This is a genomic window from Kitasatospora sp. SUK 42, assembly GCF_015776785.2.
Lineage (GTDB): Bacteria > Actinomycetota > Actinomycetes > Streptomycetales > Streptomycetaceae > Kitasatospora.
This window is the reverse complement of the sequence record NZ_LFMD02000002.1, coordinates 1526689-1540275: the sequence shown is the minus strand read 5'-3', so window position 1 is coordinate 1540275 and position 13587 is coordinate 1526689. Positions and strand designations below refer to the sequence as shown.

Genomic DNA, 13587 nt, shown 5'->3' with positions numbered 1-13587 from the left:
TCCGGCCGGCGTCTCGACCGCGGGTGCGGTGGGACGCCGGCCGGGACCGGGCACGGCACGTGTTCTCAGAGCACGTCGTCCGCGTCGATGATGCGGTACGCGTAGCCCTGCTCGGCCAGGAAGCGCTGCCGGTGGGCGGCGAAGTCCTGGTCCACGGTGTCGCGGGCGACCACCGAGTAGAAGTGGGCCGCGTGCCCGTCCGCCTTGGGGCGCAGGACGCGGCCCAGGCGCTGGGCCTCCTCCTGGCGGGAGCCGAAGGTCCCGGAGACCTGGATGGCCACGGTGGCCTCGGGCAGGTCGATCGAGAAGTTCGCGACCTTGGAGACCACCAGGACGCTGATCTCCTTGTTCCGGAACGCGTCGAAGAGCTTCTCGCGCTGGGCGTTGCTGGTCTCGCCCTTGATCACGGGGGCGTCCAGGGCCTCCCCGAGCTCGTCCAGCTGGTCGATGTACTGGCCGATGATCAGCGTCTGGTCGTTCTCGTGCTTCTTGACCAGCGCCTCCACCACCCGCCGCTTGGTCGCCGTGGTGGCGCAGAAGCGGTAGCGCTCCTCCGGCTCGGCGGTGGCGTACGCGAGCCGCTCGGAGTCGGTCAGGGTGACCCGCACCTCGCAGCAGTCGGCGGGCGCGATGTAGCCCTGCGCCTCGATCTCCTTCCACGGGGCGTCGAAGCGCTTGGGGCCGATCAGGCTGAACACGTCGCCCTCGCGGCCGTCCTCGCGCACCAGCGTGGCGGTCAGGCCGAGCCGGCGGCGGGCCTGGAGGTCGGCGGTGAACTTGAAGACCGGCGCGGGCAGCAGGTGGACCTCGTCGTACACCACCAGGCCCCAGTTGCGGGCGTCGAACAGCTCCAGGTGGGCGTAGACGCCCTTCCGCTTGGTGGTCATCACCTGGTAGGTCGCGATGGTGACCGGGCGGATCTCCTTCCTGGTGCCGCTGTACTCGCCGATCTCGTCCTCGGTGAGCGAGGTGCGCTTGACCAGCTCGTGCTTCCACTGGCGGGCCGAGACGGTGTTGGTGACGAGGATCAGCGTGGTCGACTGGGCGTGCGCCATCGCGGCCGCGCCGACCAGCGTCTTTCCGGCGCCGCAGGGCAGCACGACCACGCCCGAGCCGCCGTGCCAGAAGCCCTCGACGGCCTGCGCCTGGTACGGGCGCAGCTGCCAGCCGTTCTCCTCCAGCTGGATCGGGTGCGCCTCGCCGTCCACGTACCCGGCGAAGTCCTCGGCGGGCCAGCCGAGCTTGAGCAGCACCTGCTTGATCTGCCCGCGCTCGGAGGGGTGCACCACCACGGTGTCCGGGTCGACCCGGGCGCCGACCAGCGGGGCGATCTTCTTGGAGCGCAGCACCTCCTCCAGCACCGGCCGGTCGGTGGTGGTGAGCACCAGCCCGTGCGTCGGGTGCTTGAGCAGCTGGAGCCGCCCGTACCGGCCCATGGTGTCCGCCACGTCGACCAGCAGCGCGTGCGGCACCGGGTAGCGCGAGTACGTCACCAGGGCGTCCACCACCTGCTCGGCGTCGTGCCCGGCCGCTCGCGCGTTCCACAGCCCGAGCGGCGTCACCCGGTACGTGTGCACGTGCTCGGGCGCCCGCTCCAGCTCGGCGAACGGCGCGATGGCCCGACGGCAGTCGGAGGCCTTGGGGTGGTCGATCTCCAGGAGAAGAGTTTTGTCGCTCTGGACGATGAGTGGTCCGTCGTTCACGCGGGGGAGCCCTCCACTGGCTGACCGGCTGGATTGACCGGCGGGATTGACGCAGACCCTCCAGTGTCGCTCATCGCGGGTGTCGCGCGGGAGACTGCTTCGAGTGACCACCGTGTGGGCTTGGTCGTTGAGCTGGTCATGAAGAACTCGAAGCGTGTTCTCACCGCTCTCGCCCTGATGGGCTCGGCCCTCGCCGCCACCGCCTCCTCGGCCGGTTCCGCGCATGCGCTCGCGGGGATCGGGGAGGGGCCCGGCGGGTTGCTGGCGGCTCCCGGATTCCTGATCGCGGAGACCGCCACCGGGGGGTCGATGCCGGTCGGGCAGTCGCAGATCGGCAGCCTCGCGGACAAGGTGGTCCAGGAGAAGATGAAGGAGGGGCAGGGGCACTGACGGGGGGTCGGCGCTCCGCGGCTATTCGTCCAGTTCCGCGACACCGGTGATGCGGTGGAGGGCGAAGGTGCGGAGTTCGTCGGCGTGGTGGTCGAAGGCGGTGACGAAGCCGCCTTCGACCTTGACCGGGTCGATGATGCGCTGGCTGGCGATGCCCTCGGCGTTGAGGTAGCCGATCCACATGCGCTCGCCGAGGAGGACGGCCGTCTGGAGGGCGGCGAGGGTCTCCGCGGCGGCGGTGCGGGGGAGGTGGCGCGGGTCGGGGGTGGGCTCGCGGCGGGAGGCGGTGGCGGCGCGGTCGCCGGCCCGGATGGCCTTGATGGCGGCGGCGAGCAGGGTGTCGTCAGGGGTGGGCGGGCCGTCGGGGACGGGCACGGGCGCCGTACGGGGCGGGGTGCGGTGGCTGTCCGGGCGGGTGATCAGCACGTCGCCCTCGGCGGATTCGGCGGCGGGCGCGTAGCCCATGGTGCGCAGGGCGGCGAGCAGGACGTCCGGGGCGGCCTGGGAGGCGAGGACGGTGGGGGCGAGCAGCCGCAGCCGCAGGTCGGCGGAGCGGCGGTCGGCGAGGACCTCGCCCAGCAGGGACGGGTCGTCGCAGCGCAGGTAGGAGGAGGCGGCGCCGACCCGCAGGATGCCGTGGCGGCGGGCGACGTCGTCGATCAGGTAGCTCAGCGGCTGCGGCACGGGCGTGCGGCTGTGCTGCGCGAGGAAGGTCTGGAGGTCGGCGGCGGTGCGTCCGGCGTCGAGGGCGCGGCGCACGGAGGCCGGGGTGAACCGGTAGACGGTGGCGCCGCCCTTGGACTCGATGTCGGCGCACAGGGCGAGCGCGTGGGCGAGCGGGGTGAGCAGCGGGCCGGGGGCGATCGCGGTGAGGTCGGGCTGGAGGATCACGTGGTCCAGCGGCTGCGGCAGCAGCGGGGCCAGCACCTCGGCCGGGTCGCCCTCGGCGGTGAGCAGGGCGCGGGCGGGGGCGGCGAGGGCGCCGCGGCCGGTGATGCCGAGGAGTTCGGCCTCGGCGAGGGCCCAGGTGGTGAGGTCGTCGCGCAGCTCGCGCCCGTCCGGGCCGGTGGGGCCGCCGCGCAGCGGGCGCTGCCAGCGCAGGGTGGGGAGCAGTTCGTCGGCGGTGGCCGGGGTGCCGGGCGGGAGTTCGGCGAGCAGGGCGAGGGCGGCGCGGCGGACGGACGGGGCGAGGGTGCGGTCGAGTTCGGGGCCGAGGGCGGCGCGGGGCTTGCCCTTGCCGTCCGGGGTGCCGGTGAGCGCGGGGACGCGGGTGGCGGCGAGCCAGGCGCCGGCCAGGACGGACCAGCGTTCGGCGGTGTCCAGTTGTAGCCAGGTGTCGTACGCCGGGGTCGGCGCCCAGCACTCGTCGGCTTCGCCGTCGGGGGCCAACAGGCCTGAGGTGTAGGAGAGTTCGAGCCAGAACGCGGCCTGCTGCTCGGTGCTCTCCAGGGCCTGGGCGGCGCGCTTGAGGTCCCGTACGCCGAGGCCGCCGGCCCGCAGGGTGGGCGGCGGGGTGAGGCCCCAGGTGTCGAGGAGCTCCTCGACGGTCTTGACGGCGGTGTGCGCCTGGCCGGCCGCGGCGCTGTCCACAGCCTGTGGATCGCGCGGGGGAGCGGCGGGCGCGGGTTCGGGCTGGACCGGCTCGACGGTGCGGTGGGTGCGGCCGCCGCGCAGGTGCAGGGCGAGCTCGCGCGGCAGCACGACGCTGCCCGGGCTGCTGGGCAGCAGCAGGCCGCGGGCGAGCAGCCACTCGACGGGGCTCTGCGCGTCCTCGGCGGTGACCGGCCGGGTGGCGTCCGGGACGGTGCCGGTGGGCGGGCCCCAGACCAGCCGCTCCAGCAGCCGCCGCGCGGCCTCGGGGGCGGTGTCGAGCAGTGCGGCGCAGCGGGCGCGGTCGGTGAGCAGCGCGGTGAGGGCGGCGACGGCGGTGACCGGGTCCGGGGTGGCCGGCTGCCCGGCCGAGGCGAGCAGCTGCTGGAGCCGGGCCGGGGACATGCCGATGGTGGCGTCGGCGAGGGTCGGGCCGAGGCCGGTGCGCCCGGGGTTGGCGGCGGTCGGGGCGAGCGCCTCGCGGACGGCGAGGACCAGCCGCAGGCCGTTGTCCGGGCCCCAGAGCAGCGCCCGGTCGCGCAGGGTGGCGATCGCGCGGGGGAGCGCGGCGGCGACGGCGGACCGGTCGGCCGGGGTGAGCGGGGTGGCACCGGGGTGCGGCTTGACCTTGGCCGGGCCGGTCAGCAGGGTGCGGACGGTGGTCAGGCCGGTGCCGTCCGGGGCGGTGGCCAGGGCCTCGGCGACCTGCAGGGTGAAGCGGTCGAGCCGCTCCAGGGCGCGCAGCGCGGAGGCGCGCGAGGAGAGCCGCGCGGACAGCTGGGTGAGGTCGCCGGGGACGGGGTTGAGCAGGTCGGGGCGGGAGCGGAGCAGGGCGGCGAGCGCGTCGTCGGGACGGGCGCGCAGCTCCTCGGCGAGGGTGCGGGGGCCGGTGGTGGACCTGCCCTGGCGTTGAGGGCCCTGCTGTGTGGTCATTCGACCTAGGTTAGTCGGGTGGGCGGACGGCGGGGTGTCCTCGTGAGCGGCGGAGCGGTGTCCTCGTGAGCGGCGGAGCGGTGTTCGGGCCCGGTGGAGCGGTGTCGGGTGCCCGGTGGACTCGCGTGGTCGGGGGCGGGGTGGGTAGCGTCACGGCCGAGGGCGGTTCGGTGGGCGGCCGGGTACGGGCGAGGCGGGGTGTCGGTGATGACGGACGGCGAGTGGTGGCGCAAGAGCGGGCCGTGGAGCGAGCGGGCGGCCTCTTCCGGGTCGGCCGGGGCTTCCGGCCCCTCGGCCTCTTCCGGGCCTTCCGGTCCGTCCGGCTCCTCCAGCCCTTCCGTGCCGTCGGCTGAGAGCGCGCCGAGCGCCGCCGAGGCGGAGGACAGCGTGTACGGCGCCCCGTCGGCGCCGGCCGCGGGCGGTCTGCAACAGGTCTCGCTGGATCTGCCGGGCGTCACCGGGCCCGAGGACCGCTCGGCCGTGATCCCGCCGCCGACGGTGCAGAGTTCGGGCCCGTGGACCATGACGATGCTCGACTTCTCCGACACGCCGCAGCCCGCGCCGAAGCCGATCCCCGAGCAGCGCGCGGGGGAGGAGGCCGCGCCCCCGGCCGCTGCGCCCGCCCCGCCCGCGGCGGGCTCGAAGCGGCAGCGGAAGGCGCGGGCCAAGGCCGTGCCCGCCGCCAACCAGGGCAAGGGCTCGGCCAAGGGCGCCCGCAGGCCGTCCCCGCTGATCCTGCTCTCCTGCGGCCTGCTGGTCGGCGGCGCCGTGACCGGCTTCTTCCCGGCGATGCTGGCGGGCTGGGGCCTCGGCTACCTGTCCCGGCAACTCTCAGATCTGATGCGCAAGTTCGTGATCCTCGGGATTCCGCTGGCCACGATGAGCGCGAGCACCCTGTTCGCGATGCAGCGCGCCAAGGAGGCCGGCGGTGCCGCCGGGGTGCAGGCGGGCTCCCCGCTGGGCCAGTTCAGCTGGTCGATGGCCCCGGGGGTGCTGCGGACGTCCGCGGTGATCTCGGCGGTTGTCCTGCTGCTGCTCAGCATGCGCCGCCGCCCGTCGTAGCAGGGCTGAGACCGCGGCGCATCAACTCGGCTGCTGCGCCGCCATGGTGAGGATCCCCTCGGTGACGGCCGCCGGGTCGTCGGTGGGCAGGGCGTGCCCGGCGCCGGGGACGATCTCGACCCGGGCGGCGGGGGCGAGGCGGTGCAGGCGTTCGGCGACGCCGCGGGAGTCGTGCAGGGCGCTGCGTTCGCCGAGGAGGAAGAGGGCGGGGGCGCTGAGGCGGCCCAGTTCGTCGTCGGTGAGGGTGGTGGCCAGGGGCAGGCGGCGGCGGAAGCCCGTGGAGGCGCGCATCAGGGTCATCAGCTCGGTGTCCAGGATGGCGCTGTTGCCGACCGCCCGCGCCAGCCGGGGCCGGAGGGCGCGCGGGGCCAGGGCGGCGAGGCCGCCGAGGACGAGCCACCTGTAGAAGCGCCGGCCCACGTCGGCGAGGCCGGCCGGGTCGACGAGGGTGAGGCCGGTGGTCCGTCCCGGGTGGCGGATCTGGTGGTGGAGGGCGATCCAGCCGCCGTAGGAGCAGCCGACGAGGTGGGCGGCCGGGACGTCGAGGGCGGTGAGGAGTTCCTCCAGCCAGTCGGCGGCGTCGTGCCCGTCCTTGATCGGGGCGGTCTGCACGCTGGCGCCGGGTTCGCCGATGGTGTCCACGGCGATGACGGGGTGCTGTCGGGAGAGTTCGTCGAGGTGGCCGTGCCACATCAGGGCGTTGCCGCCGGAGCCGGGGAGCAGCACGATCGGTTGCCCCTGCCGGGGGCCGGTGCGGTGGACGCGGGTGGTGCCGAAGTCGGTGGGGACGTCGATCGACGTCCGCTGCCCGGGCCAGAGCCGGGTCAGCGCGCGCTCGTAGGCGGCGCGGTAGCGGTCCTCGGCCTTGCCGTTCCTGAACTCGCTGATTCGCATGGTACATGTGTATCACATGCATGATACGGGTGTACCAAGAGTGGGAGGGCGAACCATGGAGGCCATGTCATGACCGGGAAGGTCGACCACGAGAAGCGCCGGCGGCAGATCGCCGAGGCCCTGCTGCGCATCGCGGACACCGAGGGTCTGCAGTCGGCCAGCATGCGGGCGGTCGCGACCGAGGCGGGTGTCTCGCTGCGCCTGGTGCAGTACTACTTCACGACCAAGGAGGGCCTGCTGCTGGACGCCTTCGCCCGGCTCGGCACCCAGCTCCAGGCCCGGATGCAACGGTGGATCGGCGAGGCGCGCGCCCCCCGCGAGGTGGTGACCGCGATCCTGTCCTGCATCCTGCCGACCGACGCCGAGAGCCGCCGGATCACCCGCACGTACACCGCCTACTACACGCTGGTGCTCACCGACGCCGAGGCGATCGGCAAGCACGGGGTGAGCCAGCCGGACCTGCTGGAGAGCTTCCTCGTCAAGCAGCTCCGCGCGGCCCGGGAGGCCGGGGAGATCGCGCCGGAGCGGGACGTCGAGATGGCGGCGGCCGGACTGCTGGCCATGGTCAACGGCCTGGGGCAGAGCGTGCTGGGCGGCCAGCGGGACGGCGAGGCGGCGCTGGCGATCCTCACCCACCACCTGGACGAGCTGTTCCTGCCGTCCGCCGGCGGCTGAGTACGGGGGTTAGCACCCGTACGGGACGGGTGCTGTCCCCGTTCTCCCGGGCGGCGCGCCGAACCAGACTCGGAGCATGCTCACACAGTCCGTGACGACGACCGAGACCCCCGCCCCGCAACGCCGGGGCGGCGGCAGCGACTTCGCCCAGCTGAGCCGCCGGATCGCCGCCGAGGGCCTGCTCGACCGGCGCCCCGGCTACTACGCCGTCCGTGCGGGCCTGGTGCTCGCCGCGTTCCTCGGCGGCTGGTACGCCCTGTTCGCGCTCGGCGACACCTGGTGGCAGCTCGGCCTGGCGGCCGCGATGTCCGTCGTCTTCGCCCAGCTCGGCCTGCTGTCCCACGATCTGGCGCACCGGCAGGTCTTCGACAGGCGGCGGCCGAGCGAGATCGGCGGCCGGATCGCCGCCAACCTGCTGATGGGCATGAGCTACGGCTGGTGGATGAACAAGCACACCCGCCACCACGCCAACCCGAACCACGAGGAACGGGACCCGGACGTCTCCCCGGACCTCGTCGTGTGGTCCCAGCGGCAGGCCCGCCAGGCGAGCGGCCTGGCCCGGTTCATCGGCCGCCGGCAGGCCTACCTGTTCTTCCCGTTGCTCCTGCTGGAGGGCCTCAACCTCAGCTTCAACAGCTTCCGGGCCCTGCGCAGCCCCACGATGAAGCGCCCGCTGCTGGAGGGCGCCCTGCTGGTCGCGCACTTCGCCGGGTACCTGGGCCTCGTCCTCGCCGCGCTCCCGGCGGGCAAGGCGGTCGCCTTCCTCGCCGTGCACCAGGCACTGCTCGGCGTCTACCTGGGCTGCGTCTTCGCCCCGAACCACAAGGGCATGCTGATGGTGACGCCGGACATGAAGCTCGACTTCCTGCGCCGCCAGGTGCTCACCTCGCGCAACGTCCGCGGCGGCCCGGTCATCGACTCGGTGATGGGCGGCCTCAACTACCAGGTCGAGCACCACCTCTTCCCCAACCTGCCGACCCCCGCGCTCGGCCGGGCCGCCCGGATCACCCGGGAGTTCTGCGCGGAGAAGGGCATCCCGTACTACGAGACGGGCCTGCTCCGCTCCTACCGCGAGATCCTCGGCCACCTGCACCGGACGGGCGAGCCGATCCGCTCCGGCGACTGAGGACGCCCGCCCCGCGCAGGAAGTCGGCCCCGCCGACTTCCTGCGCGGATCGGGGCCCTCTCAGCGTCCTGCCTCAGGGGCCTGGGCATCCTCGACCAGGGGCGTTGTGGTGTCCTTCGGCATTCCGAGGTTCTGCGCCGACATGATCACCGTTGCCCGGTACCGGGCCGGATCGGCGATCACGTCCTTGAACGTGGTCCCCGGGCAGGCCGTGTCGATCAGGAGCGTCTGTTCGTAGGGGCGCTGGCCCACCGGAAATCCGATGGCCGGGAGGCCGTTGACGGTGGGGGTTCCGTCCGTGGCCGAGGGCGTGCCGGCCGGCTTCGTCGTCGCGACGATCCTGCCGTCCCTGAGGAGCAGGCCGGTGGGCGGCACCTCTCCGATGGGCACGGTGAGCATGGTCTTCGGGTCCGACGCGGTGATCCGGTACGAGAGCGTGACACCTTGTTCGTCCACCGTCGCGGCGGTCACGACGAGGTGCACGGGGTCGCTGTCAGTGGACTGCGCCACCGGCGGAGCAACGCTGGTTCCGCAGGCGAGGGAGCGCTTCTGACGCTCGATGGGCGCCGAGTCCCTTCCGGGAGGCGACCCCGCTGAGCCGCACCCGGCCAGCAGGAGCACGGTGGAGACGCCGTACAGGACCTTCTTCACACTGGCTCTCCTTCGGAAGTGGAGGTGACGGCGGTGCGACGCGGCGCGGGGTGCACCGGTTCCAGTGCTTCGCAAAGCGTGCTGGGGGATTCCGAGTTGGGGTGACGTACTGCGCTGTGGTGGATCGGGGGTCTGGCCAGTGTCCTTCCGCTGGTCGGGGCGTTGGTACGGGCGGGCGTCGTCCGGGCGCCGGTTCCGACAGTCGTAGCCGCACCGGTCGCCGGTGCGGTGACCGGGAAGGGGAAGAGCATGGCCACGTACAACACGGAGATCCACACGGGCGGCGGGGGCTGGCAGGAGGACTCGCCCCTCACGCTCAGCATCGGCAACCGTGGGGACGTTGTCGGTAACGGTGCTCCCGAGGCGGGGACCACCGTCACGTGGAACAGCCCCAACGCGGGGGCGGGCAACGTCACCTTCTTCGACGACGGCAACAGCTTCCGGGGTACGGCCCAGTTCCCGAATGAGGGCCCGGTCGAGTACCGGGGCAGCCTGGCCGACTGATCGGCGAATGCCAGTGGAGCAGGAAGTCGGCCCCGCCGACTTCCTGCTTCGGTTCGCTCAGGGGATGTCGGCGATGGCGACGGTGGTGGTGCGGTCGTCGGCCTCGGTGAGGAGGGTGCCGCCCGGGGCCCAGATCGCGGAGCGTCCGCACCCGGTCCAGGGGCCGGCCGGGCCGACGTGGTTGGCGAGGACGACGTGCAGGTTACGGTCCTTGGCGATGCCCGGGTAGACCGTCGCCCGCTCGTGGACGCCGTTGCCGGTCCCGTAGAGGGAGCTGGCGAGGTGCACGTGGCAGCCGTCGGCGGCTTCGCGGGCGGTGAGGTCCGGGAAGTGGTTGTCGTAGCAGGTGGCGAGCGCGAAGCGGAGACCGCCGAGCTCGAACCGGCCGTCGCGGTCGCCGGGGGCGAAGACGCCCTGCTCGTTCTCGTAGAGGTGCTGCTTCCAGTACGTGGTGATCAGCTCGCCGTCGCTCCCGAGGACCAGCGTGCCGATGGCGGGGAGAGGGCCGCCGGTGGGGACGGCGCAGTTGACCACGGTGGTGATTCCGGTGGCACGGAGGGCGTCGAGGCGGGGGTCGTCCGGGTGGACCCAGAGGCGGGGATCGCCGGCCAGGGCGTCGAGTTCGTACCCGGTGAGGGCCAGCTCCGGAAAGACGATGAGTTCGGCGCCCTGCGAGCGGGCCTGCCCGGCGAGATCGGCGAGCTGCTGGACGTTGGCGGGTATGTCGCCGGGGACACAGGTCAGTTGGGCGGCAGCGATCTTCATGCGGCCCAGCATGGCACGCCGCCGGGGAGGTAATTCGATGGCGCGCACCGCGCCGGAGCACCGACCCTGGGCGGCGTGACAGTGCCCAAGCATGAGATCCGCGCTCTCCACACCGACTCCACGGTGACCGTCTACCAGGCGTACACCCCGGAGATCGGGCTGCCGGCCGCGCGCGACGGCCGCTTCCCCGAGGCCTGGAAGCGGGACCGGATGACGTGGATCAAGCCCTCGTTCCTGTGGATGATGTACCGCTCCGGGTGGGCCACCGGCGAAGGCCAGGAGACCGTCCTCGCCGTCGAGATCACCCGCGAGGGCTTCGAGTGGGCCCTGGAGCACGCCTGCCTGACCCACTACGAACACGGGATCCACGAGGACCGCGCTTCGTGGAGGAGACAGTTGAAGCGGGCCCCGGCCCGGGTGCAGTGGGATCCCGAGCGTGACCTCCACCTGCAGCCGCTTCCGCACCGCTCGCTGCAGCTGGGCCTCGCCGGGCGAGCCGCGGGCTGCTACGCGGACGACTGGGCGGTCTCGATCACCGACGTGACCGACCTCGCCCGCACGATCCACGCCCACGTCAGAGCCGGTGAGGTGTCCGTGGCCCGGGAGCTCCTGCCCGCAGAGCGCCCATATCCCGTGGACGGCGCGGCAACGGCTCATCTGCGGCCCTGAACCCGCCAGGTTCTGTCCGGCCGGTCGTGCGAAGGTGCTCAGGGGGAGCCGGCGGTGACGAGGACGTCGTCGATGACGGGGCCGTGGTGGTCGGCGCCGGTGGTGCTGGCGAAGGTGAGCTCCGTGGTGGGGTTGGCGGCGACGAAGGTGAACTGGCGCCTCGCGTAGCCCATGTCGGCGTGTGACCTGCCGGTGGTGTCGAAGGAGAAGTCCTGGCGGTCCTGGCCGTCGACGAGGGCCTTGCCCGTCTTCACCGGGGGATTGTTGTCCGGGTTGCCGGCGAGGGCGTACGTCACGGTGTAGGTGGTGCCGGGTGTCGTGGTGAAGGTCTGGTTCACGGCGCCGGCGGCGTTGAGGTCGACGGACTGGTCGCCTTCGGTGGCCTGCCAGGTGCCCTGGCCGATCAGGTCGACGGTCTGGCCGGTGACCAGCCAGGGGCCGATGGACTGCCCCGGGTAGTACGGGGTGAAGAGGTTGACGGGCGCCCGGGGGTACTCGAAGCTGCCGTCGTCGAAGCGGCTGGGGGTCCGGGCGGAGGTCGGCGAGCCGATGGCCAGCATGGCGGCCACGGTCATGGCGGCGGCGGACAGGCGCGATGAGGACATGGATCCCTCCAGGGGACAGCGGTGCGAAGGGCCGACCGGCTGGACGTCGGGCGTCCCGCCTGCGTGATGTCCGCAGGTTGGCCGACGAGTTGACGGACCGACGGGCCGGCTGGCCGGAGCAACGCAAAGGTAGGGCACCACATCGTGTGCGCAGCATCGTCCGTCCGAGTGACGGGGGCGCTCGCGTGTGGCGATGCGCGTGGGAGTGCGTCAAGCCGCCCGGCTCAGCCCCTGGTCTCGGTTTCCGATACGCCGTCAGGACGATGCGGGCGGAGGGCGGTCGTCCTCGATGGCGACGGCGGCTCGCGCGGTCGCGTGATGTCCTGAGCGGGCCGGGAGTCCCGGCGCATCGTGCACGCCCCGTTTGAGGAGTCGCCTCGTGAACTCGCCTGCCCCGTACCGGTTCCGCTCCGCTCGCCGCGGAGCGGTGGCCGCCGCCGTCGCCGTGGCCGCCGGAGCCCTCACTCTGGGGTCGCTCGCTCCGCCGGCTGTCGCCGCGTCCGGAGACGGCCCCGGCCTCGCGAGGACGGATGTGGTCCAGCAGCGGTTGAACGCCCTGGTCGCCGACGACGGTCAGCCCGGGGTGCTGGCGGCCGTCCGTGGTCGGGACGGTCGCACCCGCAACTACACGGCGGGCGTGGGCGATCTGGCGAACGGGGCGAAGGTACCCGTCGACGGGCAGATCAGGATCGGCAGCAACACCAAGACCTTCGTCGCGGTCGTCGTCCTCCAGCTCGTGGCGGAGGGCAAGGTGGATCTGGACGCCTCCGTCGACACCTACCTGCCCGGCCTCGTCCACGGGGACGGCATCGACGGGCGGAACATCACCGTCCGGCAGATCCTCCAGCACACCAGCGGACTTGCGGACTACACGTCGTTCCTTGAGATGTCCGGCGCCGACCAGTACATCGAGCCGCGCGCCCTGCTCGATGTCGCCCTCGCGCACAAGCCCGACTTCGCCCCCGGAGCGGGATGGAAGTACAGCAACACGGGTTACGTGGTGGCCGGCCTGATCGTGCAGAAGGTGACCGGGCGGCCCGTGGGGGAGGAGATCACCAAGCGCGTGATCGACCGGATCGGTCTGCGCCACACGTACTTCCCCGCTCAGGGGGACATGACCATCCGTGAGCGCCACCCGCACGGCTACCTGTCGGAGAAGCCGGGCGATCCGTTGCAGGACATCACGGAGATGGACCCGTCCTGGGCGTGGGCCGCAGGGGCCATGGTGTCCACCAACACGGATCTGAACCGTTTCTTCTCCGCCCTGATCGGCGGAGAGCTGCTGCCCCCGGCGCAGCTCACCCAGATGCGGACCACCATCCCGGCCGAGTACATGGGCCCCGGCGCCCGCTACGGCCTGGGCATCGAGAGCCACCCGCTTCCCTGCGGGGGACTCTCGTGGGGGCACGGCGGCAGTCTCCCCGGTTACACCACGCGCGGTGGTGTGACGGAGGACGGCCGCGCCGCGAACATCGCGGTGACCACGCTTCCGTCGCACGAGGTCAAGCAGCGCGTCGCGGACGCGGCTGACGCGGCCCTCTGCCGCTGAGTGATCGGGTGGCCGGGCCACGGCAACCTGGCCCGGCTCCACCCGTTCCGGTGCTGCTCAGCCCTGCTTCTCGAAGCCCGCCAGCAGCCCGCGCGGGTCGAACGTCACCCGGATCCGGACGATCTTCCCGCCCTCCACGTGCATCCAGTTCGCCGTCGGCGCCGGCGGCGCGATGCCGGTGCACAGGTCGAACCAGGTGATCACCTCGTCGCCCTCGGCCACCCGCACCTTCACGTCGATCTTCTCCAGCACCTGCCCGAGCCCCTTCAGCCCGGCCAGTACCTCCTCCACTCCCGACGCCGTCCCCAGCGCCCCGACGAAGTCGACATCCTCGGCCAGCAGCCCCCGCATGGTCTCGAACTCGCCTGCCTCCCAGGCGGTGAAGTAGGTCTCGGCAAGCTCACGCGCATTCCTCGTCGTCGTCATGCCCCCATCCTCCCGACCACCTCGGCTATCCGTCCAACAGATAGA

14 protein-coding genes are annotated in these 13587 nt (G+C 72.8%); 7 read left to right on the top strand and 7 right to left on the bottom strand.

Annotated features, from left to right (window positions below; genetic code table 11):
- Positions 1–65: 65 nt before the first annotated feature.
- Positions 66–1703, bottom strand: coding sequence for a DNA repair helicase XPB (locus RZ50_RS06545; protein ID WP_196948092.1), 1638 nt, complete (start codon positions 1701–1703; stop codon positions 66–68).
- A 138-nt stretch (positions 1704–1841) separates the two neighbouring features.
- On the opposite strand from RZ50_RS06545, the gene RZ50_RS06540 reads away from it, so the two are divergent.
- Positions 1842–2093 (top strand): hypothetical protein, encoded by a 252-nt coding sequence (locus tag RZ50_RS06540; RefSeq protein WP_196948093.1) that lies wholly within the window; start codon positions 1842–1844, stop codon positions 2091–2093.
- A gap of 21 nt (positions 2094–2114) precedes the next feature.
- Here RZ50_RS06540 and RZ50_RS06535 read toward each other — a convergent pair whose 3' ends face one another.
- Positions 2115–4616 carry a helicase C-terminal domain-containing protein gene (locus tag RZ50_RS06535; protein WP_196948094.1) on the bottom strand — a complete coding sequence of 834 codons (2502 nt, stop codon included), beginning with the start codon at positions 4614–4616 and terminating at the stop codon, positions 2115–2117.
- A gap of 339 nt (positions 4617–4955) precedes the next feature.
- Here RZ50_RS06535 and RZ50_RS06530 point away from each other — a divergent pair, with 339 nt between their 5' ends.
- Positions 4956–5678, top strand: coding sequence for a hypothetical protein (locus tag RZ50_RS06530; protein ID WP_217680284.1), 723 nt, complete (start codon positions 4956–4958; stop codon positions 5676–5678).
- A 21-nt stretch (positions 5679–5699) separates the two neighbouring features.
- On the opposite strand, the gene RZ50_RS06525 is transcribed toward RZ50_RS06530, so the two are convergent.
- Positions 5700–6572: an alpha/beta fold hydrolase gene (locus tag RZ50_RS06525; protein WP_196947403.1), complete on the bottom strand. Its 873-nt coding sequence runs from the start codon at positions 6570–6572 to the stop codon at positions 5700–5702.
- A 69-nt stretch (positions 6573–6641) separates the two neighbouring features.
- Between RZ50_RS06525 and RZ50_RS06520 the strand changes: the two genes are divergently transcribed.
- Positions 6642–7247, top strand: coding sequence for a TetR/AcrR family transcriptional regulator (locus tag RZ50_RS06520; RefSeq protein WP_196947404.1), 606 nt, complete (start codon positions 6642–6644; stop codon positions 7245–7247).
- A 76-nt stretch (positions 7248–7323) separates the two neighbouring features.
- Complete coding sequence (locus RZ50_RS06515) at positions 7324–8373, top strand: acyl-CoA desaturase (RefSeq protein WP_196947405.1); 1050 nt, start codon at positions 7324–7326, stop codon at positions 8371–8373.
- A 60-nt stretch (positions 8374–8433) separates the two neighbouring features.
- On the opposite strand, the gene RZ50_RS06510 is transcribed toward RZ50_RS06515, so the two are convergent.
- A complete protein-coding gene (locus RZ50_RS06510) occupies positions 8434–9024 on the bottom strand; it encodes a hypothetical protein (protein WP_196947406.1) in 591 nt (196 codons plus the stop codon).
- A gap of 249 nt (positions 9025–9273) precedes the next feature.
- Here RZ50_RS06510 and RZ50_RS06505 point away from each other — a divergent pair, with 249 nt between their 5' ends.
- Positions 9274–9528 (top strand): hypothetical protein, encoded by a 255-nt coding sequence (locus RZ50_RS06505; protein WP_196947407.1) that lies wholly within the window; start codon positions 9274–9276, stop codon positions 9526–9528.
- Positions 9529–9585: 57 nt separating this feature from the next.
- Here the strand turns inward: RZ50_RS06505 and RZ50_RS06500 are convergent, their stop codons facing one another.
- Positions 9586–10293, bottom strand: coding sequence for a carbon-nitrogen hydrolase family protein (locus RZ50_RS06500; RefSeq protein WP_196947408.1), 708 nt, complete (start codon positions 10291–10293; stop codon positions 9586–9588).
- A 75-nt stretch (positions 10294–10368) separates the two neighbouring features.
- Here RZ50_RS06500 and RZ50_RS06495 point away from each other — a divergent pair, with 75 nt between their 5' ends.
- Positions 10369–10962: a DUF4291 domain-containing protein gene (locus tag RZ50_RS06495; protein ID WP_196947409.1), complete on the top strand. Its 594-nt coding sequence runs from the start codon at positions 10369–10371 to the stop codon at positions 10960–10962.
- 38 nt (positions 10963–11000) lie between these two features.
- Here the strand turns inward: RZ50_RS06495 and RZ50_RS06490 are convergent, their stop codons facing one another.
- Positions 11001–11567, bottom strand: coding sequence for a choice-of-anchor C family protein (locus RZ50_RS06490; RefSeq protein ID WP_196947410.1), 567 nt, complete (start codon positions 11565–11567; stop codon positions 11001–11003).
- 379 nt (positions 11568–11946) lie between these two features.
- On the opposite strand from RZ50_RS06490, the gene RZ50_RS06485 reads away from it, so the two are divergent.
- Entirely contained in the window at positions 11947–13116 is a 1170-nt protein-coding gene (locus RZ50_RS06485; RefSeq protein WP_308271505.1) for a serine hydrolase domain-containing protein, read from the top strand.
- A gap of 57 nt (positions 13117–13173) precedes the next feature.
- Here RZ50_RS06485 and RZ50_RS06480 read toward each other — a convergent pair whose 3' ends face one another.
- A complete protein-coding gene (locus RZ50_RS06480; RefSeq protein ID WP_196947411.1) occupies positions 13174–13542 on the bottom strand; it encodes a nuclear transport factor 2 family protein in 369 nt (122 codons plus the stop codon).
- Between the last annotated feature and the right edge of the window lie 45 nt (positions 13543–13587).

Excerpts from the sequence above, each read along its gene's own strand:
- RZ50_RS06540 (WP_196948093.1), top strand. The coding sequence starts at position 1,842 with ATGAAGAACTCGAAGCGTGTTCTCACCGCTCTCGCCCTGATGGGCTCG.
- RZ50_RS06535 (WP_196948094.1), bottom strand. The coding sequence starts at position 4,616 with ATGACCACACAGCAGGGCCCTCAACGCCAGGGCAGGTCCACCACCGGC.
- RZ50_RS06525 (WP_196947403.1), bottom strand. The coding sequence starts at position 6,572 with ATGCGAATCAGCGAGTTCAGGAACGGCAAGGCCGAGGACCGCTACCGC.
- RZ50_RS06520 (WP_196947404.1), top strand. The coding sequence starts at position 6,642 with ATGACCGGGAAGGTCGACCACGAGAAGCGCCGGCGGCAGATCGCCGAG.
- RZ50_RS06515 (WP_196947405.1), top strand. The coding sequence starts at position 7,324 with ATGCTCACACAGTCCGTGACGACGACCGAGACCCCCGCCCCGCAACGC.
- RZ50_RS06505 (WP_196947407.1), top strand. The coding sequence starts at position 9,274 with ATGGCCACGTACAACACGGAGATCCACACGGGCGGCGGGGGCTGGCAG.
- RZ50_RS06500 (WP_196947408.1), bottom strand. The coding sequence starts at position 10,293 with ATGAAGATCGCTGCCGCCCAACTGACCTGTGTCCCCGGCGACATACCC.
- RZ50_RS06490 (WP_196947410.1), bottom strand. The coding sequence starts at position 11,567 with ATGTCCTCATCGCGCCTGTCCGCCGCCGCCATGACCGTGGCCGCCATG.
- RZ50_RS06480 (WP_196947411.1), bottom strand. The coding sequence starts at position 13,542 with ATGACGACGACGAGGAATGCGCGTGAGCTTGCCGAGACCTACTTCACC.